This window comes from Parapedomonas caeni (genome assembly GCF_041060555.1).
GTDB lineage: Bacteria > Pseudomonadota > Alphaproteobacteria > Sphingomonadales > Sphingomonadaceae > CAUJIW01.
Genome location: NZ_JBEUDS010000030.1, coordinates 16,558 through 40,890, shown reverse-complemented (window position 1 = coordinate 40,890; position 24,333 = coordinate 16,558). Strand labels below are relative to the sequence as shown.

Genomic DNA, 24,333 nt, shown 5'->3' with positions numbered 1-24,333 from the left:
TGCAAACTCCACCATAACGATGAACCCGGTGGCCACCAGCGACGCCGCATTCCGGGGTGGGGCATGCCCCACCCCGGAATACACCATCGCCTACACCGGAAATTACACCACGAGCGCGGACGCTAACTGGCTCCCCCGTCCGCACGGGGATGAACCCTTGGTTCGGCACCTTGACGCTTAATCCTGAGTGGCTCCCCCGTCCGCACGGGGATGAACCCTGTCCGCTTCGAGGTATCCGTCAGGCTCCCATGGCTCCCCCGTCCGCACGGGGATGAACCCAATGAGCGAAAACGCCCTGGGCTATGCCCTCAGGCTCCCCCGTCCGCACGGGGATGAACCTTGTCCTGCTCAGCCGTCCAGGACGTGGGCTGGGGCTCCCCCGTCCGCACGGGGATGAACCCAGATTGGCGCTGGCCGCCCAGCTGGGATGCAGGGCTCCCCCGTCCGCACGGGGATGAACCTTTGTCGTTTACAGCCCGGACGCGCAATACGCCGGCTCCCCCGTCCGCACGGGGATGAACCCCCAATAAAAAAGGGGGCCACGCTGCAGCCGTGGGCTCCCCCGTCCGCACGGGGATGAACCCGCTACTCTGGACGAGGTTTCGCGGATGCAGCAGGCTCCCCCGTCCGCACGGGGATGAACCCGTCGAGAATTTCATCGGAGATCTGCTTGGCGAGGCTCCCCCGTCCGCACGGGGATGAACCCCTACTCAATGATGAGTTGGGCCAGTTCCAGAAGGCTCCCCCGTCCGCACGGGGATGAACCCTGACGAAGAGACGACGCATCCGTTCGGGCGGCGGCTCCCCCGTCCGCACGGGGATGAACCCCTATGCGAATTTCTCGGCCCAGCTGGGCGAGGGGCTCCCCCGTCCGCACGGGGATGAACCCACGCCGCCGCCCGAGCGCATCCGCCGCCTGCGGGCTCCCCCGTCCGCACGGGGATGAACCCATCCCATCAGCACGGAGCTGACAGGGCGCCCCGGCTCCCCCGTCCGCACGGGGATGAACCCATGCATCTGGCGGCGATGGCGCTCGATCGCGCGGCTCCCCCGTCCGCACGGGGATGAACCCCCCGATGGAGGCCCTGATGACCACGCCCCTGCGGCTCCCCCGTCCGCACGGGGATGAACCCAGGCGGCCGGGTGGCTGGGGGCAGCGGCAATCGGCTCCCCCGTCCGCACGGGGATGAACCCTCGGCCTACTGAGGTGGCTCCGGGCGTCTTGCATGGCGCTCGGGATTGCCCGCAAGGTGGCGTGTCGGCTATCCTGTGCTGTCGGCTGGCCAGCGCATCGAATTGAAATATCTATACTGTCCCCGGAGATTCCTGGCCTGGTGCAAGGATCAGGAGATCGAGTGGCACTACATCGCACCCGGCAAGCCGATGCAGAATGGCTACGTCGAGAGCTTCAACGGGCGGATGCGGGACGAGCTGTTGATCGAGACCCTGTTCCACGGCCTCGATCATGCCCGCGCCGCGATCCGGGAGTGGGCCGAGGACTACAATAGCTGCCGCCCGCACTCCTCGATCGGATCCAGACCCCGGCAAGCTACGCCAAAACGACTTTTGCAGTGGGGGTCAGGCATGCCTGACCCCATTGCAAACAAGGCCCCGAAAGGCGTAACCAAAACCGCCGAGGCTCTAGTCAGGGCTGGATGAAAGTTCCATGGCAGGTCAAAGGCGCCGAAAGGCATAACCAAAACCGCCGAGGCTCTAGTCAGGGCTGGATGAAAGTTCCATGGCAGGTCAGACAGTCTGGATTTCCGGGGGGCCGGGGACAGTATGCCGATTAATATTCTATCGGGGTCTTGAGAGGTCATCCTCGCCCGGCCTCAGGCGATCGGGGCGATGGTCAGTATCGCTGCGGCTCAACCGCGTTCAGGTAGCGCCCGGTGCGGCCCTGGCGGGACGGCGATGGACGATCCTGCACGATCTCCCGCTGGTCACTGTGCCCCAAACGAACAAGCGCCCCGCCGCGTGGGCGGGGCGCCGACTGTCCAGGTGCTGGCCCAAGGCCGGCAGCGGGTCAGAGCCCGCCGCCGCCGATCTTGTAGGTCAGCTGCAGGTAGATGCTGCGGCCGACGCTGTCGAACCAGCTGATGTCGTAATAGGGATAGCTGGCGTAGGTCGGGTCCTTCACCGGGTCCTTGTCGAACAGGTTGGTGACGGTGACGGACGCGCGGATATGGTCGCTCACGTCATACTGGATCGACGAATTGAACAGGTAGCTCGCCTTGATGTAGGCGTCCTCGTCATAGTTCGGCAGCTTGCCCAGGCGCTTGCCTTCCAGTGTCCACGACAGGCCGTCGAGCGACCAGGTGATGCTGCCGGTGGTCTTGTCGCGCGGGATATAATAGCCGCTGTCCGCCGCCAGCTTGTTGATGGCGGAGTCGCCCACATACTGGCGGTAGCTGTGCTTGAACACGTGGGTGTGGGCCAGCGACAGCGAGAAGTCGCCAAAGCCGGTCGGCAGCCGGCCATGGATCGCCACGTCGATGCCGCTGGTCTTTTCGTGCGCCACGTTGATCGGGTTGATCGACACCGCGTCGAGGCGACCCTCGTTCACGCCGCTGGTGAAACGCTGGACCCGGGTGATGGCGTCCTGGCAGGTCGGCGAGCTGATGTCGACCGCCGTGCCGGACTGGGTTTCGCCCAGACGGCAATCCGCCTCGTCGCGCAGCAGCTGATCGATGCTGAGATCCTGCACCTGGTTCGACAGCGAGACGTGGAAATAATCCACCGAGATGTCGAAGTGCCTGGATGGCGCCCAGACGATGCCGGCGTTGAGCGATTTGCTGGTTTCCGGCTTCAGCTGCCGATTGCCGGTGCGCTGGGCGACGATGCCTTCGTCCGAATAGCTGCAATCGCCGATGTCCTCATCCGGTTCCTCGCTGCGGCAGAGATAATAGTCCGTCGCGGACGGGTGGGTATTGCCCGGGCCGGTGAAGACATAGTGCAGGTCCGGTGCGCGGAAGCCGGTGCCGTAGGCGGCCCGCAGCAGCAGCGTCGACAGCGGCCGCAGTTCCAGGCCGGCATTGTAGGTGAACTTGCCGATGCCGTTGCCGGCGAAGCGGAAGCGGTCGTAGCGACCGGCGGCCGACACCTGCAGGAAGTCGGTGATCGGCGCGCGCAATTCGCCGCCCAGCGCCCAGTGGGTGCGCGAGCCTTTGCCGTCGCTGTCCTTGAGGCCATAATAATAGTCGGTCAGCGCCAGCGGATCGGGGTTGAGATCATAGCCCTGCTTGCCGGCCTCGACGATGGCGGCGAAGCCGACCGGGCCGGCCGGCAGCTGGAACAACTCGGTGGTGTTGATGGTGCCCGAGAAATTGCTCGTCCAGCTGCGCGGCTTGTAGACGCTGTAGACGGCGATGCTGTCATATTCGGCCTTGGTCAGCGGCTGGTACAGCCGGGCCGGGTCGGCATCGAAGATCGGGTAGCCGCTGTCCTCGTCGACGCCCTGCTGCTCGCCCAGGAACAGTTCGTTGGCGGCCGCCGCGATGATCTGCGGGAATTTCACCCGGGCCTTGTATTCGCTGTAGTTGAACGACAGCTCATAGGCCCAGCGGTCGGCGAAATCGCCCTTGATGCCGGGCGTGATGCTGAAGGTCTGCTGCCGGTTGCGGGTCATGACGGTGCCGAAGCCACCGGACTCTTCCGGCGTGAACTGGCGGTACCAGTCATCCAGCACGCCATCGTGGCTGTTGAAGAAGGTGGTATCGCTGCTGCCGGCGGCATCCTGGAACGACCAGTTGAGCACGTCCGGCATCAGCGCGACCTTGCTGATGCCGAACTGGGCATCGAGGAACAGCTCGGCGGAGTCGGAGAGCTGGTAGCCCATCGAGGCGTAGCTGTTGAAGCCCTCGCGACGGGAGATCACCGTGCCGTAGCCGATCGAGGTGTCGCTGCCGCAGAAATAACCCGGGCCATAATCCTCAAGGGCGTCGTCATAGGCGCCGTAGCGGGGGCGGGAGGCATAGTAGGTCGAGCCATCGTTGAGATGGGCCAGCGCGGCGCAGGTGGCGGCGCCGGGGTCGACGTACATGTCCTCGTCCGGGTTGTACCGCAGGAAGGTGCGCCGGGCCAGCGTTGTCGCGGTCGTGGGGTTGTCCGCCGTGCTGTCCTGGATCGAGCGGTCATAGGCCCACAGCGGCCGCTGCAGCATGTACTCGACGCCGCCGACGATGTGGAAGCGGTCGTTCGACCAGCCGCTGGTGGCGGTGATGCGGTGCGAAGCGCCGCCGCCATGCTGGGTCAGGCCGTGGCGATAGTCGAGCGTGGTGCCGTCGACCTTCTTCTTGAGTTCGAAGTTGATGACCCCCGCGATGGCGTCGGAGCCGTAGATCGCCGAGGCGCTGCCGCTGAGCACCTCGACCCGCTCGATCAGGCCGACCGGAATGTTGGAAATGTCGGTGAAATTGCTGCGGCCCTGGAAGGGCAGCGGGAAGTCGGCGATGCGCCGGCCATTGACCAGCACCAGGGTGTGATTGGGGCCAAGGCCGCGCAGGTCGACCTGCTGGGCGCCAGGCGTGAAGCTGGCGCCGCTGAACGACTGCTGGCTCTGGGTCTCGCCGCCATTCTGGGTGACGGCGCGCAGGATGTCCGGCACGCTGGCGTAGCCGCTGGCACGGATGGTGTCGGCGGAGATGATGGTGACCGGCGCCGGGCCTTCTTCCTGGACACGGGGAATGCGCGAGCCCAGCACGACGATATCGGTCGCGGCATCTGGGCTAGCGGTCGTGCCGTCCTGTGCCTGGGCGGCGGAAATCAAGGCGGACAGGCTGCAGCCGACAGCCAGCGCCACCCGCGTGGTCATACGCATCATGGAATTGCCCCTCTTCGTCTTGGTCGCGCCAAACCCTCTGGCGCGCCACCGCTGTTGCCAGCGTTAGTGTAATCTATCTGCAATGTGAACGATTGGGCAATCATATTGTTTGATATAACCAAAAATATGTATGTAAATTCCACCAGAGTGAAATCTGGCCACGGTGACGGGCCAGGATGAACGGATCAGGGTGAACGGAGCGAAACGCATGATGCGCACGGGCGGGCTGTGGAAAGTGGTGGCGGGGAGCCTGCTGGGGGCCTGGCTGGTGGTCTCCGGCCTGACGCCGGCCCAGGCGCGGTCGTACGCCCGCTATGTCGAGGGCGACCCGCAGGCGCCGACGCCCGGCCCGGTCAGTGGTGGCCTGCTGCTGCTGGGGGGCGGCGAACGCGATGCCGAGGCCATGAAGTGGTTCTTCGGCAAGGCCGGCAACGGCCATATCGTGGTGCTGCGCGCCTCCTATGCCGGCGAGGTCGGCAAGGAGTTCTATCGCAAGGTCGGCGGGGTGCGCTCCGTCGAGACTTTCGTGTTCAAGGACCGCGAGGCGGCGTTCGACTCCGCCCTGCTGGAGCGGCTGCGCCGGGCGGACGGCATCTTCATCGCCGGCGGCGACCAGTCGAACTACGTGCGTTTCTGGAAGGGAACGCCGGTGGCCGAACTGCTGGATGCGCATGTGGCGGCGGGCAAGCCGCTGGGCGGTACCAGCGCCGGTCTCGCCATGCTGGGCGAGTATGTCTACGGCGCCATGGATGGCGGCAGCCTCGCCAGCCCGGCCGCCCTGGCGGACCCCTATGGCCCGGCCAACACCATCGTCGACGACTTTCTGCATCTGGCGGCGCTGAAAGGCGTGGTGACCGACACCCATTTCAAGGAACGCGATCGCCTGGGGCGGCTGTTCGCTTTTGTCGCCAAGGCGCAGACCCTGCGCGATGCCAAGGCGCAGACCCTGCGCGATGCCAAGGCGCCGCCGCTGCTCGGCCTGGGGGTCGACGAGGACACGGCGGTCGCCGTCGAGGCGGATGGGCGGGCCCGGATCATTGCCGGCCGGCCGGGCAGTGGCGCCTGGGTGGTCCAGGGTGACGGGTTGCGCCGCCGGGATAGGGGTGGCGATATGGGCACGGCGCTGCAGGCGCCCCGGGTGGCGGTCACCGTGCTCGACGAGAAATCGGTGCTGCATCTGCCCTCGGGCACGGTCGAGGCGCCGGCGGCACGACAGACCTACATGGCGACGAACGGGCGGCTTGTCGCCGTGCCGCGCTGGTCGCTGGCCATTCATGGCGGGGCAGGCGTCATCGAACGCGCGGCGCTGAGCCCCGAGCGCGAGCAGGCCTATCGGGCCGGTCTGGACGAGGCGCTGCGGGCCGGGGGTGCCGTGCTGGAGCAGGGCGGCAAGGCGCTGGAGGCGGTCGAGGCGGCCGCGCGCGTGCTGGAGGACAATCCGCTGTTCAATGCCGGGCGTGGCGCCGTCTTCACCGCGGAAGGTCGCAACGAGCTCGATGCCGCCATCATGGACGGCGCGACGCTGAAGGCCGGCGCGGTGGCGGGTGTCACGCGCACCCGGCATCCGGTGACGCTGGCGCGCACGGTCATGGCGCAGACCCGTCATGTCATGCTGGCGGGGCCGGGGGCCGATGCCTTCTCCCGCGAGCAGGGGCTGGAGCAGGTGGATCCCGCCTGGTTCCGCACCGAGGCGCGCTGGCAGCAGTTCCAGGCCTGGAAGGCGCAATCCGCCGCCGCGGTGGACCGCACGCATCTGTTCGGCACCATCGGCGCCGTTGCCGTGGATGCCGAGGGCAACCTGGCGGCGGCCACCTCGACGGGCGGCATGACCGGCAAGAAATGGGGGCGCATCGGGGATTCGCCGATCATCGGCGCCGGCACCTACGCCTATAACGGCCGTTGCGCGGTCTCGGCGACGGGGTCGGGCGAGTATTTCATCCGCGAGAGCGCCGCGCGGCAGGTCTGCGATCGCGTCGCCTGGCGTGGCGAGACACTGGAGGCCGCCGCGAAGGCCACCATCATGGCGGTGGGCGCCATTGGCGGCGACGGCGGGTTGATCGCCATCGGCCCGGACGGTCAGGCGACTTTTGCCATCAATGACCTGGGCATGTATCGTGGCCGCATGAGCGCCGACACGCCACCGCAGACGGCGATTTTCGCCGACGAGGCTTTCGCCGGGGAGCCTGGCGCGCGATGAGCGCGCCGATCGCGGCGGGCCTCGACGAGGCGGACGAGCAACTGCTGTCGCTGCTGCGCGAGGATGCCCGCCAGCCCATCGCCCAGCTGGCCAAGGCGATGGGCATTTCCCGCGGCCAGCTCTATTCCAGGCTCTCCCGGCTGGAAGAAGCCGGCATCGTGGCCGGCTATACCGTCAGGCTCGGCCAGGCTTTCACCGAACGCCGGGTGCGGGCGCACATGATGATCAAGACGCTGCCCAAGTTCCACCGCGCCGTCGAGCAGTCGCTGGCCGACCTGTCCGGCGTGACGGCGATCTACGCCATCAGCGGCGAGTATGACATCATCGCCCTGCTGGAGGCGGAAGACAGCGGCCAGCTCAACGAACTGATCGACGACATCGGCCTGTTCGACGGCGTCGAGCGGACGACCACCTCCGTCATCCTGGCCGCCAAGCTGGAGCGCTAGGGCGGCTGAGCTGCTGTCGCCGATGGGCCACTCTGGGCCTCCACCAACGGCGTGAGGCTGGATTTCTCCCGGCCCGACAAGCCCACCGACAACGCCTACATCAAGGCGTTCAACGGGCGCTTCCGGGCGGAGTGCCTGGCGGTTTCGCTAAGCGCCATGGCTTTGTACCCCTTGCGCTGTGGTCAAACGCGAACCGCTGCGGACGCAGACGGACGCGATTTGCCGTTACGCTTTGGAATTACAGCGTTTTTTTTGGCAACCTTGGGCGCCGGTGAACAGGCGATGGTGCGGCTGAGCGGCGCGAAACCGAACCCGCGTGATGGGTTGGCGGGTGGCATCGCGCAAACAAAGATGGTGCCGGATGTCGGACTCGAACCAACGACCTACCGCTTACAAGGCGGTTGCTCTACCAACTGAGCTAATCCGGCGCGCTGGCCCCGTGTATGTCCTGCCTGCCGCCGGGAATCAACCGCTGGCGTGGCACGGGCCGCAAAACCGGCCGCGACGGGCGCCGCCCCTCGGTTCGGCACATGTCCCGCCCGCCCGGCGGCACGGTTGGCGGCTGGCGCTTCAGGCCATGGTGGCGACGAGGCCGGCGCCCACGGGATCGCCGACGCGGGCCAGCAGGGCGGAGCGCAGCTTGTTCAACGCCTGGCTTTCAATCTGGCGTACCCGTTCCTTGGAGATGCCCAGCCGCTCGCCCAGCGCCGCCAGCGTCATGGCATCCTCCTCCAGGCGACGGGCGCGGATGATGGTCAGCTCCCGTTCGTTGAGCGCCCGCAGCGCGTCCGCCAGCAGGTCGGTGCGGACGCGGGCGTCATGGGTGTCTTCCAGTGCCTCGTCCGGTCGTGGTGCGTCGCTGGCCAGAAAGTCCTGCAACTCCGAATCGCCGTCATCGCCCACCATGGCGTTGAGCGACCGGTCGGTGCCGCTGAGGCGGGCCTCCATCACCTCGACGTCCCTGACCCGCACCCCAAGGGTGTGCGCCAGCGTTTCGCGTGCCGCCAGCGTCAGCGGACTCTCGTAATCGCCGGTGATCTGTGCACGCAGCCGCCGCAGGTTGAAGAACAGGCTCTTGTGGGCGGCGGTGGTGCCGGTGCGGACGATCGACCAGTTGCGCAGCACATAATCCTGCATCGACGAGCGGATCCACCATGACGCATAGGTCGAGAACCGGATCTCGCGCTCCGGCTCGAAGCGGGCGGCGGCCTCCATCAGCCCGACCATGCCTTCCTGGATGAGATCGGCGGCGGGCAGTCCGTAACTGCGAAAGCGCGCCGACATCGCGACCACCAGCCGCAGGTACGAGCGGGTCAATTCCGCCAGCGCCGCCGAGTCCCGATCATCACGCCAGCGTCGGGCGAGCGCCAGCTCATGCTCCTTCTCCAGCATCGGCGCGGACATCGCCGCTTTGATAATATCCTTGTTTTCCAGTCTGTTGGGCCGCTGGTTGAAGTATCCCATGGACGTCTCCCGGAAGCTACCTCGCACGCTGATACGCCGCATCATAAATCAGGACTTAATCGATCCGATATTAGCGCATGGAACAGCCAGCGTCATCAGGAAGAATAGGGGGGTTGAGAAAAATCCTATGAGCTTCGGGTGAGGCAGGCGGCCCGGTGTTCCGGGGGGTTGCGCTTGTGACAACCCGGTCGGTCCGGGGCGCGACCGCCGGTAGCGCGCCGCGCGGCCATGGCGGCATGACCATGATGCCGCCGTGGGACCGCCGCCGGATCAGGTCGCCCGGTCTGGCCCTGCCGCGCCGTCAGATTTCAGGCCATCAGGCTTTTCGCCTGGTCGATCCACTTCTCGCGTGTCACTCGGCCGGGGAAATCGAGCTTGCTCTCGATGTAGCGGATATCCTCGGCCGACCAGCCGGCGATCTGGGCGTAAGTGGTGACGCCGAGGTCGTTGAGGATGGCGCCGAGCTTGGGGCCGATGCCCTTGATTGCCTGCAGGTTGTCGGGTGTGGCGGGTGCCGCCGGCGCGGCGTCCGCCACCGGGGGCATCGCCGCCGGTTGTGCGGCGGCGACCGCGGCTGCCCCGGCCACCGGCGTGTCGGCGACCGCGACTTCCGCCTCGGCGATCTCCGCCGCCGGGGTTATCTTGCGGGCGGCGGGTGTCCTGGCCGGGCGGGCGCTTTTGAGCGCCGGCAGCACGGTGGCCTCGGGGGCGGGCTCGGGCGCTTGCGCGCGGGTGGGGGTGGTCAGCGACCACCAGGCCATCGGCGCAGTCTGCCAGGCGCTGGTGCCGCGGGTGAAGAGCTGCTGGTTGCCCGTCATCCAGCGCATCGGCGCGTCCAGCATCAGGCTCGACCAGGTTTCCCAGCCGCGCCGCCACATGTCCAGCGGCAGGCTGCTCCAGATCTGGAACGGAAAGGGTTCGGTGGTCCGCTGCGGTGCTGACTCGCTCACGACATGCCCTCCTGCGTCTTCGGCCCGGTCGTCATAGCACGATTTTGCAGCGCAGCATAGATGTGCTGCATTGCGGCACGATGACGGCCGGATGCGCGCCGGCCCGCCAGGTGCAACCTGTCAGCTCAGGCCCGCCCGCTCAGGCCCCCCTCGCTCAGACTGGCGCGTTGACCGTGAGCGCCAGGGCGTGGATCGGGTTGTCCATCAGGTCGGCGAGCACGGCATGGACCATCCGCTGCCGCTCGACGCGGCTTTTACCGGCGAACGCCGCCGCCGTCAGGGCGACCGAGAAATGCGTCTCGCCGCCGGGGCGGTGGCCGGCATGACCGTGGTGCTGGGCGCTGTCGTCGCTGACGGTGAGCGTCACCGGCGCGAAGGCGTCGGTCAGGCGGCGGGTGATTTCCTCGGCGATCGGTCCCATCTATGGTGTATCCCTGTATGCCGGCGCCCGGGCAGGCCCGCGCCGGACGCGTATCGAACAGAAGGTCCAGCAGTGCCGTCCCCACGCCCCCAACGCAAGAACGAACGCTTCCATGGCCGCGTCCGCCATGCCGAACCGCGCGCCTGCGAGTGGCCGGGCTGCGAGGAGGCGGGCGAGTTCCGGGCGCCGAAGTCGGCACACCCGGAGCGGGACGGTTATCACTGGTATTGCCTCGACCATGTGCGCGCCTTCAACGCCGCCTATGACTATCACAAGCAGGCGACGCCGGAGGATCTGCGGGCCGCCACCAGCGGCCACCCGTCGTGGCAGGGCGGCTCGCGGCCGTTCGCCAGCAACGCCGAGCCTGGCCGGCGGGCGGGGCAGGGCGGCGATCGTATCGACCTTGACGACCCGATGGCGATCCTGCGTGATTACCCCGGTTTTGGCGCCCGTTTCACCGCCCGGGCCACCGGCGCCCGGGCCGGCGATGGCGCGTCGGCGCTCAGTGCGCGCGACCGGGCGGCGCTGGCGACGCTGGGGCTGGAGGCGGGTGCGACACCGGCGGACATCAAGAAGCGATACAAAACGCTGGTGCGGCGCTACCATCCGGATTCGAACGGGGGGGACCGGTCGCAAGAGCATCAGTTGCACAAGGTCATCGATGCCTATACGCAACTGGTCCGTTCCCCGGCGTTCGCGGAGCGCACTTAAGTGAAGGTTGTTGGCAAGGTTGTCGGCTCATGACTGTTGAAGCTCAAGTCTATCGTTCGCATCCGGTGGCGCTGCAGGCCCCGGACATCACCGTCGATGCCCGTCAGACCTTCGGCATCGACATCGATCTCGCCGTGCCGGCCTTCTCGGTGGCCGACGAGCATGTGCCGGACCGCGACGATTCCTACGTGTTCGACCCCGAGACGACGATGGCGATTCTCGCCGGCTTCGCCTTCAACCGCCGCGTCATGGTGCAGGGCTACCACGGCACCGGCAAGTCGACCCACATCGAGCAGGTGGCCGCCCGCCTCAACTGGCCGTGCATCCGCATCAACCTCGACAGCCACATCAGCCGCATCGATCTCGTCGGCAAGGACGCCATCGTGCTCAAGGACGGCAAGCAGATCACCGAGTTCCGCGAGGGCATCCTGCCGTGGGCGCTGCAGACGCCGACCGCGCTGGTGTTCGACGAGTACGACGCCGGCCGGCCGGACGTGATGTTCGTCATCCAGCGCGTGCTGGAGGTGGAGGGCAAGCTGACGCTGCTCGACCAGAACCGGGTCATCCGGCCGAGCCCGTGGTTCCGCCTGTTCGCCACCGCCAACACGGTGGGCCTGGGCGACACCACCGGCCTCTATCATGGCACCCAGCAGATCAACCAGGGCCAGATGGACCGCTGGAACATCGTCACCACGCTGAACTACCTGCCGGCGGAGACCGAGACCGGCATCGTGATCGCCAAGTGTCGCGGCTACGACACCGAGGCTGGCCGCAAGGCGGTGGCCAACATGGTGCGCGTCGCCGACATGACCCGCCAGGGCTTCATCGCCGGCGACATCTCCACGGTGATGAGCCCGCGCACGGTCATCACCTGGGCGCAGAACGCCGAGATCTTCAACAACATCGGCTTCGCCTTCCGCGTCTCCTTCCTCAACAAGTGCGACGAGGCGGAACGCGGCATCGTCGCTGAATATTACCAGCGCTGCTTTGGCGAGGAGCTGCCGGACTCGCTGGTCACCAAGGCGCGGCAGGCCGCCGCCCGCAAGTGAGTCTGTGAGCACGCCCGCCAACCCGCTGGAGGATTTCCGCCTCGCGCTGGCCGCGACCATGCGCGCCATGGGGCACGCGACCGATTTCGAGGTGGCCTTCACCGCCGACAAGCCGGCGCTGCTGGGCGCCCAGGCCCGGGTGCCGCAGCCGGCGCGCGCGCTGACCGACGAGCAGGCGGCGGAAGTGCGCGGCTGGTGCGACAGCTTCGCGCTGCGCCGGCGTCACCACGACGACAAGTTGCACGCCCGCGGCCAGCCGACCACGGCGCTGGCGCGCGAGGTCTATAACGCCGTCGAGCAGGCGCGCGTCGAGGCGATCGGCAGCCGCGCGATGGCCGGCGTCGCCGACAACCTGCGCCAGATGACCGAGGCGCGCTGCAAGATCGATCCGATCTCGCGGGCCCGTGCGCGCGACGAGGTGCCGCTCGCCACCGCGCTTGGCCTGCTGGTGCGCCAGCGGCTGACCGGCGAGGCGCCGCCGGCTTCGGCCGAGGCGGCGGTCGATCTGGTGCGCCAGTGGGTGGACGAGAAAGCCGGCCTGCACCTCGATCAGCTGGTCGAGCGGATCGATGACCAGCAGGCGTTCGCCCGGCTGTCGCGCTCGATCATCGCCGATCTCGGTCTCGCCGAGGACCAGGTGGAGGAGCCGGAAACCCAGGAGGACCAGCAGCAGGACGAGGCGGACCAGACCGGGGACCAGGATCAGGACGATTCCGACCAGCAGTCGTCGGCGCCGGAGTCCGGCGAGGAGCAGAGCGAGGACGAGCAGCAGCAGGCGGTCGATTCCCGGGCCGAGCAGACCTCGGAGATGGACAGCGACCAGATGTCCGATGCCGAGATGGGTGAGGACGGCGAGGAAGGGCGGACGCCCGCGCGGCCGAACACGCCGCAGTCGGAGCTGGTGCCCAACTTCGACTATGCCGCCTATACCGCCGAGTTCGACGAGGTGGTGGAGGCCGAGGCGCTGTGCGACCACGACGAGCTGACCCGGCTGCGCGCCTATCTCGACCAGCAGCTGCTGCACCTGCAAGGTGTCGTCACCAAGCTCGCCAACCGGCTGCAGCGCCGGCTGATGGCCCAGCAGAACCGCGCCTGGGACTTCGACCAGGAGGAAGGCATGCTGGACAGCGCGCGGCTGTCGCGCATCGTCGCCGACCCCTCCTACGCCGCCACCTACAAGGTGGAGCGCGATACCAACTTCCGCGACACCGTGGTGACACTGCTGATCGACAACAGCGGCTCGATGCGCGGCCGGCCGATCTCGATCGCCGCCATCTGCGCCGACATCCTGGCCCGCACGCTGGAGCGTTGCGCGGTGAAGGTCGAGATTCTCGGCTTCACCACCCGTGCCTGGAAGGGCGGTCAGGCCCGCGAGAAGTGGCTGGCCGAAGGGCGGCCGGCCAAGCCGGGCCGGCTCAACGACCTGCGCCACATCATCTACAAGACGGCGGACGCGCCGTGGCGGCGGGCACGCAAGAACCTCGGGCTGATGATGCGCGAGGGGCTGCTGAAGGAGAATATCGACGGCGAGGCGCTGCTGTGGGCGCACAACCGGCTGATCGGCCGGCCTGAGGATCGCCGCATCCTGATGGTGATCTCCGACGGCGCGCCGGTCGACGACAGCACCCTGTCGGTGAACAGCGGCAACTATCTGGAAAAGCACCTGCGCCAGGTGATCCACTGGATCGAGAACCGCTCGCCGGTGGAGCTGATCGCCATCGGCATCGGCCACGACGTCACCCGCTATTACGCCAAGGCGGTTACCATCATGGACGCCGAACAGCTGGGCGGCGCCATGACCGAGCAGCTCGCCAGCCTGTTCGAGGAACATCGCGGCGGTGCCGGCGGGCGCCGTGCCGGCGGCCGGCGCCGGGCATGACCCGGCAATGAGCATGACCCGGTAATGAGCATGGTCCGCCGCGGCGTCATTCTGCTGGCCGGACTCGGCATTGGCGTGGCGATGCTGGCCTTTGCCAGCGTGCCGCCGCCGCCGGTGGTGCCCGGCACCGAGGCCATAACCGTGATCGCACGACCTGTTCCGCTCAATAGTGCCGATCCGGCACAGGCCCGGCTGGGCGCGCTGACCTATCGGGGCGGCGTGGCGCTGGAGAGCGACTTTGCCGGCTTCGGCGGCCTGTCCGGTCTGCGCTGGCTCGCGGGCGAGGGCAGGCTGGTCGCGGTGTCCGACAAGGGTCGCTGGCTGGTGATGACGCCGGCGGAGACGCCGGACGGTCGGCTGACGGGGGTTGGCGAGGTGATCGCGGGGCCACTGCTCGACGAGATGGGGCAGCGGGTCGGCGGCGGCCTCAACGATGCTGAAGGCCTGGAGATCGTCGGCAACGCGCACGGCACGCCCGATCTGCTGGTGAGTTTCGAGCAGCAGCACCGGGTGTGGCGCTACCCCGGCGCCGGCGCCACCGACGCCGTGATGGCGCTGGTGCGGCCGGCGCGGCCGCGGGGCGATCTGCTGGCCGACTGGCCGGAGACCTTGCCCGGCAACGGCGGCATCGAGGCGATGGCAGTGGCGGCGGACGGCGGCGTTTCCATGCTGATCGCCGAGGACAGCGGCACCGGTCGCTACACCTGGCAGGGGCCGGATGGCCCGCGCGCGGTGACATTCCGTTACCGGGGCCGGCCGGATTTCAAGCCGACCGACGCGGTGTTCCTGCCCGGCAGCGATACCCGGCTGCTGCTGCTGTCGCGGCGCTATTCGCCGCTGACCGGGGTGGCGGCGGGGCTGGAGCTGGTCGATCTGGCGCCGCTGCGCGCCACCGGGGCCGGGGGGCGGAGCGACATGGCCATCAGTGGCCGCCTGCTGGCCGAACTGGCGCCGCCGGTGAGCGTCGACAACATGGAGGCCCTGGCGGTGCGTCCGGCGCCCGTCGCCGGTCAGCTTTGGCTCTATCTGCTGTCGGACGACAATTTCAGCCCGCTGCAGCGGACCCTGCTGCTCAAGTTCGCGCTGACCCTGCCACGCTGACCCGTCCCTGCCTCTGCCGCGCCGTCATGCCCGGACTTGATCCGGGCATCCACGCGTACACCGGCGGTGCCGGGGAGGGCGGGGCGCGGAAACCGGCCGGCCCTGATCGGCATATGGCCCGTGGCGCCACGCAGGGGCGTGCTGGGCGCGATTCGTGGCGGGCTGGTATCCCCCGGCAGGAGGATGGGGAAATAACGCCGTATGAGCGTTTAAAAGCGATCCTGTGCCTCGATGGTATGAGTTAGGCTAAATAACCTAGATAGTTGTGGCTAATCTGGGCGCTGTGGCCTGGACGCGCGTTCCGGCGGGCGGCAGCGGGAGAAAGCCCGCTGACGGGTCCAGCCCAGACGGCCCGGCGCCGGCAGCGCCCGTCCAGACGGCCGCCTTCCAAACGTCGACGCCCCCAAGGCGCGGGCCTTGAGGGCGACGGGAAACCGGACGGTCTCGGACGCGGGTGGCGTCAGGCAGCGGCCTGTTCGGCCAGCTTCTTGGCGACCTGGCGCTTCACGCGGCGGGCCTTCAGCGACAGCTTGTCGTCGAGGGTCTTCAGCAGCCACTTGTCGAGGCCACCGGCATGCTCCACCGAGCGGGCGCCCGCGGCGGCCACGCGGAAGGTGTGGCTCTCGCCCAGCGCATCCGACAGGAAGGTCACGTTCTGCAGGTTCGGCAGGAACCGGCGCTTGGTCTTGTTGTTGGCGTGGGACACGTTGTTGCCCACCATGGTGCCCTTGCCGGTCAGTTCGCAAACGCGCGACATGATCTTCGTCCTTCAAAGTCAATAGCCAACCACCGGGCGATACCCGGCGTCAATTCCGAGCGCGAGGCTATAGGCGAGTCGCCCCGACACGTCAACAGCCGAGCTTTGGCTCCCGTTGCGCGTGCCGGGGCGGGCGCCGGCACCCTTCACCACCTGCCGGGCATTGCCGGGTCAGGACCTTGATCGCTTCAGGTCGCGACGACCTGAAGCGATCAGGGTCCAAGGACGCAGTGTTTCGCTTTCGCGCCCTTGCCCGCGACAGCGTGGCGGTACACCTTCGCCGCCACAGGAAAACCCCGGGAGAGAGTGATGATCCGTCTATACACCGCCGGCACGCCCAACGGCCACAAGGCGTCGGTAACGCTGGAGGAGATCGGCCTGACCTACGAGGTGCATCCGGTGAACCTCAAGACCAACGAGCAGAAGGAACCGTGGTTCCTCGCCATCAACCCCAACGGCCGCATCCCGGCCATCGTCGACACCGACGAGGGCGATCTGCCGGTGTTCGAATCGGCGGCGATCATGGTTTATCTCGCCGAGAAGGCCGGCAGCCCGCTGCTGCCCACCGCCCGGGGGCCGCGCGCCCGGGTGATGTCGTGGCTGATGTTCCAGATGGGCGGCATCGGCCCGATGATGGGCCAGGCCAACGTGTTCTTCCGCTACTTCCCGGAGAAGATCCAGCCGGCCATCGACCGCTACCAGGGCGAGGTCAAGCGGCTGTTCGGCGTCCTTGACGGCCAGCTCGCCAAACAGACGTGGCTCGCCGACGACTACAGCCTGGCCGACATCGCTAACTGGTGCTGGGTGCGCACCCACAACTGGTCCGGCGTCGATATCGAGCCGTTCCCGCATCTCAGGCGCTGGCGCGATGCCATCGCCGCCCGGCCGGCCGCCGTGCGCGGCATCGCCGTGCCGGACGATCCGACCCGGCTGCTGCGCGACAAGGACCCCGAGGCCGAGCGCAAGTTCATCGAGGAAGCCCGCAAGCTGGTGGTCACCGGCAAGGACGACTGAGCGGGGCCGGGGCGCGCCACTGCCGGGCCGGGCGTCAGCCCGGCTCGAAGGCGGCGATCAGCGCCTGGGCGGCGGCGGTGGGCGGCATCCGGCCCTCGGTGACCGCCGCTTCCAGCTCGGCCAGCCGGGAAGCCACCGCCGGGTGGGCGCGGAAGCGCCGGCCCAGCTGGTCCTCGATCTCGGTCCACATCCAGGCGCGCGCCTGCGCCCGGCGCAGCCGTGCCAGTTCGCCCGAGGCCGCCAGCGTGTCGTGATGCTTGCCGATCTGCTGCCAGACGTTGTCGAGGCCGCGCCCCGACACCGAGGAGGTCAGCAGCACGTGCGGCGTCCAGCCCGGCGTCTTGGGGCGCATCAGGTGCAGGCCGGCGCGATATTCGCCCTGGGCGCGCTTGGCGGCCGGCTCAAGGTCGCCATCGGCCTTGGTCACCACCACCAGGTCCGCCAGCTCCATGATGCCGCGCTTGATGCCCTGCAGCTCGTCGCCGCCGCCCGGCGACACCAGCACCACGAACATGTCCACCATGTCGGCCACCGCGGTTTCCGACTGGCCGACACCCACCGTCTCCACCAGCACCACGTCGTAGCCGGCGGCCTCGGTCAGCAGCATCGCCTCGCGGGTGCGCCGGGCGACGCCGCCCAGCGAGCCGCCTGACGGCGAGGGGCGGATGAAGGCGCGCGGATCGGCCGACAGCTGCTCCATGCGGGTCTTGTCGCCGAGGATCGAGCCGCCGGAGCGGGTCGAGGAGGGATCGATCGCCAGCACCGCCACTTTCAGGCCGGCCTCGATGAGGAACTTGCCGAAGGCCTCGATGAAGCTCGACTTGCCGACGCCCGGCGCGCCGGACAGGCCGACGCGGATGGCCCGGCCGGTGTGCGGCAGGATGTCGGCGAGCAGCGCCTGGGCCTGCGCTTCGTGGTCTGGCCGGCTGGATTCGATCAGCGTGATCGCCTTGGCCAGCGCCCGGCGGTCGCCCGCCAGAATGGCCGGCGCCGGCGTGGTGGGCGTCGGCGTGGCGGCGGCGGGGGTGGTCGGGCGGTCGAGAGCGGATGCGTCGGTCATGCTGCTTCCTCGCCACAGGCCGGGTCGCGGGTCAAGACCCGGGCCCGCCTCATCCGGCGATCCACGGCCACAGCAGTGGCAGGATCAGGGTGGTGAACAGGCCGGCCAGCGTCAGGGCCAGGCTCGCCATGCTCAGCGACTGCGGCGCCGCCTGCGCCACATGCTGGTTGCCGACGATGTGGGCGGCCATGCCCAGCGCCAGCGCGTAGCCGTCGGGGTCGCGGTCGCGCTGGCGGCGCAGCACCAGCGGCAGCAGGGCGACGCCCACCAGCCCGGTGACGATCACCAGCCCGGCGGCGAGGTCGGCCGGTCCGCCCAGTCGCTCCATCAGGGCGATGGCGAACGGACTGGTGACCGACTTGGTTGAAAGAGCCTTGGTGGTGGCGGCGGAAAGCCCCAGCAGCCTGGCGGTGGCCACTGCCGAGACGATGCCCACCGTCGAGCCAACCACCAGCGCCGCCAGCAGGGCGGGGCCTGCGCGCACGATGGCCGCCCGCTGGCGGTAGATCGGCAGGGCGAACGCGACGGTGGCGGGCGCCAGCAGCCAGCGCAGCGGCTGGGCACTGGTCATGTAGCTTTCCACCGGCAGCCGCAGGGCAAACAGCAATGCCAGCACCAGCAGGGCGGCGATCGCCACCGGATTGGCGACCGGGTGATGGCGGGCGAGTGCCGCCAGCCGCTGCGCCAGCAGATAGGCGCCGACGGTGGCGACGATCGCCAGCACGGCCGGCATCAGCGCCGCCATGACGTCACCAGCCGGAAGGTGGCCCAGGTGGCAAGCCCGGTGGCCAGCGTGCTCACCACCAGCACGATGACGATGCGCCCGAGCTCGCTGGCCATGGCATCGGTGTGGGTGGCGAGTCCGACCGCCGCCGGGGTGATGAGAATGCCCAGCACTTTCAGCAGCCGCTCGGCGGCCTCGCCGGTCCAGGCGTGGATGCGCGGGCTGGCGGCCAGCAACGCCAGATAGGCCAGCAGGCCGAGAATGGCGCCGGGCAGGCCCAGCGGCAGGCGGTGACTGGCCCATTCGCCGGCGCCGGCCAGGCCGACCAGCAGGGCCAGCCCCAACCCGAGCTTCAGGGATCGACCCAGCTTCCAGAATGCCGGCTTCAGCATGCCTGTCTCACGGTGCGCTGCAACATGCCGACACGCCTAGTCGCCACGTGGCGAGATGGCAAGCCGCCGGCATGCCCGGTCTTGGCCTCGCCGCCCCGGCGGGCTAGGCAGGGGCGCCGTTTACCCGCACTGGAGGATCGCCGATGCCGCTGTTTGTCATTGAAGCCTGGGACAAGCCCGATTCGCTCGCCGTGCGGCTGGCCAACCGTCCGGTCCATCTCGACCGCATGAAGGCGCTGGGCGCGGCGCTGGTGATCGCCGGGCCGTATCTCGACGCCGCCGGCCAGCCCATCGGTTCGCTGATCATCGTCGACATGGAATCGCAGGCGGCGGTGGAAGCATGGGCGGCGGCCGATCCCTATGCCGAGGCCGGCCTGTTCGCCAGCGTCACGGTACGCCCGTGGCGTCAGTCGCTGCCGGAGGCCTGAGGGCGGCCATGACCGGCCGGCGCGACGGCTTCGACGGGGCGTGCGCGCGGCGGGACTAAGCGTTTTCTTAACCTTGCGATGGCACGGTGCCGTGTGAATTCGTCGCAGGGTATCCCGTTGAGTCGTCAGAAAAACCGCTCTCGCAGTACGGCGCCATCCGCTTCGGCGCGGGTCTGGCTGTTGCTGGTGCTGCCGATGGCGGGGCTGATCGGCCTGTCGTTGCTGCTGATGGCCGGCGCGGTCTACTGGATGGGGCAGCAACAGAACGCCCAGGCGCTTGATCTGGCGCGCACCCATGTTGAACGCGGCATCGCCAACGAGCGGGAGCGGGTCGTCACCGAACAGCGTGGTCTGGTCCTGTGGGACGAGGGGGTCAGCAACACCGCGATCACCTTCAACGCGGACTGGTTCGTGCCCAATGTGGCGGCCATTCTCCAGCATGAATTCAAGCATGACTGGGTGTTTCTGCTCGACGAGCGGAACCAGCCGGTCATTGCTCTCGATCATGGCACCAGGGCACGGCCCGAGGCGTTCCTGGCGCTGCATTCGCGTGTCGCCCCGCTGCTGCGGCGGCTGCGGCAGCAGCCGGTCAATCAGCCGGGGGCGGTCAGTGGCCTGCTGCTGTTCCAGGAGCAGGCCTCGATCATCGCCATCTCCAAGATGGTGCCCGACAAGGGCGGCGTCAGCGTGCCGGCGACGGGCGCCTACCTGGTTGTCAGCGTTGTCACCCTGGATGAACGGCTGCTGCGGCGGATCGCCAACGATCATCTCATCAGCAAGCTGGCATGGCACAGTGCAGCCGCGCGGGAACAGGCCGGTGACCCGGCGGCTGACGCGAAGCCGGGGGCCGAAGCCGCGCCGGCGGACGCAGAGTCGACATCGTCCGCCAGCCATGCCGCTGCCGGCACGCAGCCCACCCTGCCGGTCGTCGGACTCGGCGGCGGGATGATCGGGGCGCTGACCTGGGATCAGCCACACCCCGGCGCCGAACTGACACGGCGGCTGCTGCCGATGCTGGGGTTTGCCGGACTGGCGGTTGGTCTGCTGGCGGCGCTGGTGGTACTGGCGTTCCGTCGGTCGTCGCGGGCGCTGTCGCGCAGCCAGTCGGAGATCGACCGGCTGGTGCAGTCCGACAAGCTGACCGGTCTGCCCAACCGCGCCCACATGGCCCAGCAACTGGATCATGCGCTGGACCAGATCGTTGCCGGGCGTGGTGCCGCCGGGGTGCTGCTGCTCGACATCGACGGCTTCCGCGACATCAACGCCAAGCTCGGCCATGCCGGCGCCGATCAGCTGCTGATCGCCTTTGCCAGCCAGCTCAAGGCGCTGGCGCGTCCGGAGGATGTCGTCGCGCGGCTCGAAGGCGATTCCTTTGTCATCATCCAGACATCGGCGGTGCAGCCGGCCGGCGCCGAGGCACTGGCGCGACGCCTGATGCAGATTGGCGACCAGCCGTTTGGCGACGGTGGCGCCGACATCCGGGTCAGGTTGTCGGTCGGCATCTCGGTGGCGCCGGTTGATGGCCTCAACCGTGACGAACTGCTGGGTCGGGCGGAACTGGCCTTGCAGCAGGCGCGTGCCGAGGGTGGCAACTGCTACCGCTTCTACCAGCCGGGACTGGATGCCAATGTACGCTTGCGCCGCGACCTCGGCGAGGCGCTGCGCGCCGCCATCGGTACCGACGAGATCGAGCTGGCCTTCCAGCCGATGTTCGAGGGCGCGCGAGTGATCGGCGCCGAGGCGCTGGTGCGCTGGAACCATCCCACCCGCGGCCTGATTCCGCCGCCGCAGTTCGTGCCGATCGCCGAGGATCTCGGCCTCGTCCGTCAGCTCACCGAGCAGATTCTCAACCTCGCCTGCAAGACCGCCAGGACCTGGCCCGAGCTGTTTGTGTCGGTCAACCTGTCGCCCGAGCACTTTCGCGACCCCAAGCTCGAACGCATGGTGTGGCGGGCGCTGGAGACCAGCGGCCTGCCGGCCAAATGTCTGGAACTGGAAGTCACCGAGACGGTGCTGCTGCGGGCGACGGATGCCACCATGGCGACGCTCAAGGCGCTGCGACGGCTGGGTGTACGCATTTCACTCGACGATTTCGGTACCGGCTATTCCAGCCTGAGCTATCTCAACCGCTTCAAGTTCGACAAATTGAAGATCGGCCGGGTGTTTGTCATGGACCTGGAGACCAACCCGCTGTCGCGGGCGCTGATCCGGTCCATCGTCGGGCTGGCCAAGTCACTGAAGATGGCAGTAATCGCCGAGGGCGTCGAGACACGCGAGCAGCTCGTCATCCTGCGTGCCGAGGGTGTCCCGGCCTTCCAGGGTTTCCTGTTCTGCAAGCCGCTCACCGCCGACCAGTTCAAGGTGCTGATCGACCAGGACAAGCTGCCGGACCGACTGTCGGCGTGAGCGCGGTGATGCCGCCGCGGGTTGACGCGCACCCGTGGCAGGCCCCGACGCCGTCGCGCAATCTCCTTGCTGCGGTGCGGTAGAATCGTGTATAGGCGCCGCCAAAGGTCTGGCGGGGTGCGCGAGTTGCGCCCCGGTCAGGCCATATTTTTTGCCCAGCCGCCGGTTGTTTTCCGGGGCCAGCACCGAGAGAACCCATGTCGTTGCGCAATGTCGCCATCATCGCCCACGTCGACCACGGCAAGACCACCCTGGTCGACCAGCTGTTCCGCCAGTCCGGCACCTTCCGCGAAAACCAGCGCATCGAAGAGCGCGCGATGGACCGCAACGACCTGGAAAAGGAACGCGGCATCACCATTCTCGCCAAGTGCACCAGCGTCGAGTGGAACGGCACCCGCATCAACATCGTCGACACCCCCGGCCACGCCGACTTCGGCGGCGAGGTCGAGCGCATCCTGTCGATGGTCGACGGCGTCATCCTGCTGGTCGATGCCTCCGAAGGCCCGATGCCGCAGACCAAGTTCGTCACCGGCAAGGCGCTGGCGCTGGGCCTGAAGCCGATCGTCGTCGTCAACAAGATCGACCGCCCGGACGGCCGCCCCGACGAGGTGCTGAACGAGGTGTTCGACCTGTTCGTGGCGCTGGAGGCCAATGACGAGCAGCTCGATTTCCCGGTGCTCTACGGTTCGGGCCGTGGCGGCTATGTCGGCGACACCGCCGATGTCCGCTCGGGTGACCTGTCGCCGCTGTTCGACCTCATCGTCCGTCACGTCTCGACCCCCAATGTCGGTTCCACCGACGCGCCGTTCGCCATGCTGGCCTCGTTGCTCGACCGCGAGCCGTTTCTGGGCCGTGTGCTGACCGGCCGCGTCCAGCAGGGCCGCCTCAAGGTCAACGACCCGATCAAGGTCATCGACATCGACGGCAAGGTGATCGAGCAGGCGCGGGCCTCCAAACTGCTGACCTATCGTGGCCTGGAGCGCGTGCCGGTCGAGGAAGTGAAGGCGGGCGACATCATCGCCATCGCCGGCCTGACCACCGGCACCGTCGGCCAGACCATCGGCAATCTCGAACTCGACAAGGCGGTGCCGGCCCAGCCGATCGACCCGCCGACGCTGGCCATGACCTTCGCCGTCAACGACAGTCCGCTGGCCGGCCGCGACGGCGACAAGGTGACCAGCCGCATGATCCGCGACCGGCTGATGCGCGAGGCGGAAGGCAACGTCGCCATCCGCATCACCGAATCGCACGACAAGGACGCCTTCGAGGTCGCCGGCCGTGGTGAATTGCAGCTCGGTGTGCTGATCGAGACCATGCGCCGCGAAGGCTTCGAGCTGTCGATCAGCCGGCCGCGCGTGCTGTTCATGACCGACGAGAACGGCAACCGGACCGAGCCGTTCGAGACCGTGCAGGTGGACGTCGACGAGGAGTTCGCCGGTGTCGTCGTCGAGAAGATGGGCCTGCGCAAGGCCGAGATGACCGACATGCGGCCGTCCGGCGGCGGCAAGACCCGCGTCACCTTCCGGGCGCCGTCGCGCGGCCTGATCGGCTACCACGGCGAGTTCCTCTCCGACACCCGCGGCACCGGCATCATGAACCGGCTGTTCGACAGCTACGGTCCCTACAAGGGTCCGATCGGCGGCCGCCTGACCGGCGTGATGATCTCCAACGGCGCCGGCCAGGCCGTCGCCTACGCGCTGGCGGCGCTGGAGGAGCGTGGCCCGATCATGATCGAGCCGGGCGACGATGTGTACGAGGGCATGATCATCGGCGAGAACGCCAAGGAGCAGGACCTCGACGTCAATCCGCTCAAGGCCAAGCAGCTCACCAACTTCCGCGCCTCGGGCAAGGATGACAACATTCGCCTGACGCCGCCCAAGAAGCTGACGCTGGAGCAGGCGATCGCCTACATCGGCGACGACGAGCTGGTGGAAGTGACGCCCAAGAACATCCGCCTGCGCAAGCGCCACCTCGATCCGCACGAGCGCAAGCGCGCCAGCCGCGCCGCCGAGGCTTGAGCGACGCGCGCCGTCTTCTAGACTGGGCGCATGACAGGCTTCATGGACATGGCGCTGGGCGAGGCGCAGGCGGCGGCGGCGCGCGGCGAGGTGCCGGTAGGCGCGGTCATCGTCGACGCCGGCGGCCGGGTGCTGGCGCGGGCCGGCAACCGCACCCGTGAACTCGCCGACCCCACGGCGCACGCCGAGATGCTGGCGATCCGCGCCGCCTGTGCCGCCCTGGGCGACGAGCGGCTGACCGGCTGTGATCTCTATGTGACGCTGGAGCCTTGCCCGATGTGCGCTGGCGCCATTTCCTTCGCCCGCCTGCGCCGGCTGTATTTCGGCGCCGCCGACCCCAAGGGCGGCGGTGTCGAGCACGGGGCGCGGGTGTTCAGCCAGCCGACCTGCCATCACCGGCCCGACGTTTATGGCGGCATCGGCGAGACCGCCGCCGCCGCGCTGCTGCGCGCCTTCTTCAGCGATCGCCGCTAGATCGCGATCGCCTCAGGCGT

The 24,333-nt window shown here is 68.3% G+C and carries 19 protein-coding genes, 1 tRNA gene, 2 pseudogenes and 1 CRISPR repeat array; of the genes and pseudogenes, 13 read left to right on the top strand and 9 right to left on the bottom strand.

Going from position 1 to position 24,333, the window contains the following annotated elements; all coding sequences use genetic code 11:
- Positions 1-128 precede the first annotated feature (128 nt).
- Positions 129-1,193: a CRISPR direct-repeat array (repeat unit 28 nt; unit sequence GGCTCCCCCGTCCGCACGGGGATGAACC).
- 133 nt (positions 1,194-1,326) lie between these two features.
- A pseudogene (locus tag ABU113_RS15520) lies at positions 1,327-1,659 on the top strand (integrase core domain-containing protein); the annotation flags it as partial.
- A gap of 367 nt (positions 1,660-2,026) precedes the next feature.
- Here the strand turns inward: ABU113_RS15520 and ABU113_RS15515 are convergent.
- Positions 2,027-4,822 (bottom strand): TonB-dependent receptor plug domain-containing protein, encoded by a 2,796-nt coding sequence (locus tag ABU113_RS15515; RefSeq protein WP_454560410.1) that lies wholly within the window; start codon positions 4,820-4,822, stop codon positions 2,027-2,029.
- A 208-nt stretch (positions 4,823-5,030) separates the two neighbouring features.
- Here ABU113_RS15515 and ABU113_RS15510 point away from each other — a divergent pair, with 208 nt between their 5' ends.
- The 3 genes and pseudogenes from ABU113_RS15510 to ABU113_RS15500 all read left to right on the top strand — a co-directional run.
- Complete coding sequence (locus ABU113_RS15510) at positions 5,031-7,019, top strand: isoaspartyl peptidase/L-asparaginase (RefSeq protein WP_454560409.1); 1,989 nt, start codon at positions 5,031-5,033, stop codon at positions 7,017-7,019.
- Positions 7,016-7,465 (top strand): Lrp/AsnC family transcriptional regulator, encoded by a 450-nt coding sequence (locus ABU113_RS15505; RefSeq protein WP_454560408.1) that lies wholly within the window; start codon positions 7,016-7,018, stop codon positions 7,463-7,465. Before ABU113_RS15510 ends, ABU113_RS15505 begins: the two co-directional genes overlap by 4 nt.
- 30 nt (positions 7,466-7,495) lie before the next feature.
- Positions 7,496-7,603 (top strand): annotated as a pseudogene (locus ABU113_RS15500) (integrase core domain-containing protein); the annotation flags it as partial.
- Positions 7,604-7,817: 214 nt separating this feature from the next.
- Here the strand turns inward: ABU113_RS15500 and ABU113_RS15495 are convergent.
- The 4 genes from ABU113_RS15495 to ABU113_RS15480 all read right to left on the bottom strand — a co-directional run bounded on the left by ABU113_RS15495 (position 7,818) and on the right by ABU113_RS15480 (position 10,300).
- A tRNA-Thr gene (locus ABU113_RS15495) sits at positions 7,818-7,893 on the bottom strand.
- Positions 7,894-8,035: 142 nt separating this feature from the next.
- Positions 8,036-8,929: an RNA polymerase factor sigma-32 gene (locus tag ABU113_RS15490; RefSeq protein WP_454560407.1), complete on the bottom strand. Its 894-nt coding sequence runs from the start codon at positions 8,927-8,929 to the stop codon at positions 8,036-8,038.
- 308 nt (positions 8,930-9,237) lie between these two features.
- Positions 9,238-9,879, bottom strand: coding sequence for a hypothetical protein (locus ABU113_RS15485; RefSeq protein ID WP_454560406.1), 642 nt, complete (start codon positions 9,877-9,879; stop codon positions 9,238-9,240).
- A gap of 154 nt (positions 9,880-10,033) precedes the next feature.
- Complete coding sequence (locus tag ABU113_RS15480) at positions 10,034-10,300, bottom strand: BolA family protein (RefSeq protein WP_454560405.1); 267 nt, start codon at positions 10,298-10,300, stop codon at positions 10,034-10,036.
- Positions 10,301-10,372: 72 nt separating this feature from the next.
- On the opposite strand from ABU113_RS15480, the gene ABU113_RS15475 reads away from it, so the two are divergent.
- The 4 genes from ABU113_RS15475 to ABU113_RS15460 are packed head-to-tail and all read left to right on the top strand — an operon-like array spanning position 10,373 to position 15,040.
- The gene (locus ABU113_RS15475) at positions 10,373-11,011 is read left to right on the top strand and encodes a DnaJ domain-containing protein (protein WP_454560404.1); all 639 of its coding nucleotides are present in this window, start codon (positions 10,373-10,375) and stop codon (positions 11,009-11,011) included.
- Between the two features lie 29 nt (positions 11,012-11,040).
- Positions 11,041-12,060: a cobaltochelatase subunit CobS gene (gene cobS, locus ABU113_RS15470; protein ID WP_454560403.1), complete on the top strand. Its 1,020-nt coding sequence runs from the start codon at positions 11,041-11,043 to the stop codon at positions 12,058-12,060.
- A gap of 4 nt (positions 12,061-12,064) precedes the next feature.
- Positions 12,065-13,939, top strand: coding sequence for a cobaltochelatase subunit CobT (gene cobT / locus ABU113_RS15465; RefSeq protein WP_454560402.1), 1,875 nt, complete (start codon positions 12,065-12,067; stop codon positions 13,937-13,939).
- 24 nt (positions 13,940-13,963) lie between these two features.
- Positions 13,964-15,040, top strand: coding sequence for an esterase-like activity of phytase family protein (locus tag ABU113_RS15460; protein ID WP_454560401.1), 1,077 nt, complete (start codon positions 13,964-13,966; stop codon positions 15,038-15,040).
- A 460-nt stretch (positions 15,041-15,500) separates the two neighbouring features.
- Here ABU113_RS15460 and rpmB read toward each other — a convergent pair whose 3' ends face one another.
- Positions 15,501-15,797 carry a 50S ribosomal protein L28 gene (gene rpmB / locus ABU113_RS15455; protein WP_454560400.1) on the bottom strand — a complete coding sequence of 99 codons (297 nt, stop codon included), beginning with the start codon at positions 15,795-15,797 and terminating at the stop codon, positions 15,501-15,503.
- Between the two features lie 309 nt (positions 15,798-16,106).
- Here rpmB and ABU113_RS15450 point away from each other — a divergent pair, with 309 nt between their 5' ends.
- Complete coding sequence (locus ABU113_RS15450; protein WP_454560399.1) at positions 16,107-16,811, top strand: glutathione S-transferase family protein; 705 nt, start codon at positions 16,107-16,109, stop codon at positions 16,809-16,811.
- A 34-nt stretch (positions 16,812-16,845) separates the two neighbouring features.
- Here the strand turns inward: ABU113_RS15450 and meaB are convergent, their stop codons facing one another.
- The 3 genes from meaB to ABU113_RS15435 are packed head-to-tail and all read right to left on the bottom strand — an operon-like array spanning position 16,846 to position 18,987.
- The gene (gene meaB / locus ABU113_RS15445; RefSeq protein ID WP_454560398.1) at positions 16,846-17,871 is read right to left on the bottom strand and encodes a methylmalonyl Co-A mutase-associated GTPase MeaB; all 1,026 of its coding nucleotides are present in this window, start codon (positions 17,869-17,871) and stop codon (positions 16,846-16,848) included.
- Positions 17,872-17,920: 49 nt separating this feature from the next.
- Positions 17,921-18,616, bottom strand: a complete 696-nt coding sequence (locus tag ABU113_RS15440; RefSeq protein WP_454560397.1) for an LrgB family protein — start codon at positions 18,614-18,616, stop codon at positions 17,921-17,923.
- On the bottom strand, positions 18,604-18,987 hold the full coding sequence (locus ABU113_RS15435) for a CidA/LrgA family protein (protein ID WP_454560396.1): 384 nt from the start codon (positions 18,985-18,987) through the stop codon (positions 18,604-18,606). The genes ABU113_RS15440 and ABU113_RS15435 overlap by 13 nt, the downstream gene beginning before the upstream one ends.
- Positions 18,988-19,130: 143 nt before the next feature.
- On the opposite strand from ABU113_RS15435, the gene ABU113_RS15430 reads away from it, so the two are divergent.
- The 4 genes from ABU113_RS15430 (at position 19,131) to ABU113_RS15415 (ending at position 24,313) form a co-directional block, all read left to right on the top strand.
- Positions 19,131-19,415 carry a YciI family protein gene (locus ABU113_RS15430; protein ID WP_454560395.1) on the top strand — a complete coding sequence of 95 codons (285 nt, stop codon included), beginning with the start codon at positions 19,131-19,133 and terminating at the stop codon, positions 19,413-19,415.
- Between the two features lie 117 nt (positions 19,416-19,532).
- The gene (locus ABU113_RS15425; protein WP_454560394.1) at positions 19,533-21,821 is read left to right on the top strand and encodes a putative bifunctional diguanylate cyclase/phosphodiesterase; all 2,289 of its coding nucleotides are present in this window, start codon (positions 19,533-19,535) and stop codon (positions 21,819-21,821) included.
- 197 nt (positions 21,822-22,018) lie between these two features.
- Positions 22,019-23,839 (top strand): translational GTPase TypA, encoded by a 1,821-nt coding sequence (gene typA / locus ABU113_RS15420; RefSeq protein WP_454560393.1) that lies wholly within the window; start codon positions 22,019-22,021, stop codon positions 23,837-23,839.
- A 42-nt stretch (positions 23,840-23,881) separates the two neighbouring features.
- Positions 23,882-24,313: a nucleoside deaminase gene (locus ABU113_RS15415; protein ID WP_454560411.1), complete on the top strand. Its 432-nt coding sequence runs from the start codon at positions 23,882-23,884 to the stop codon at positions 24,311-24,313.
- Positions 24,314-24,333: the final 20 nt, after the last annotated feature.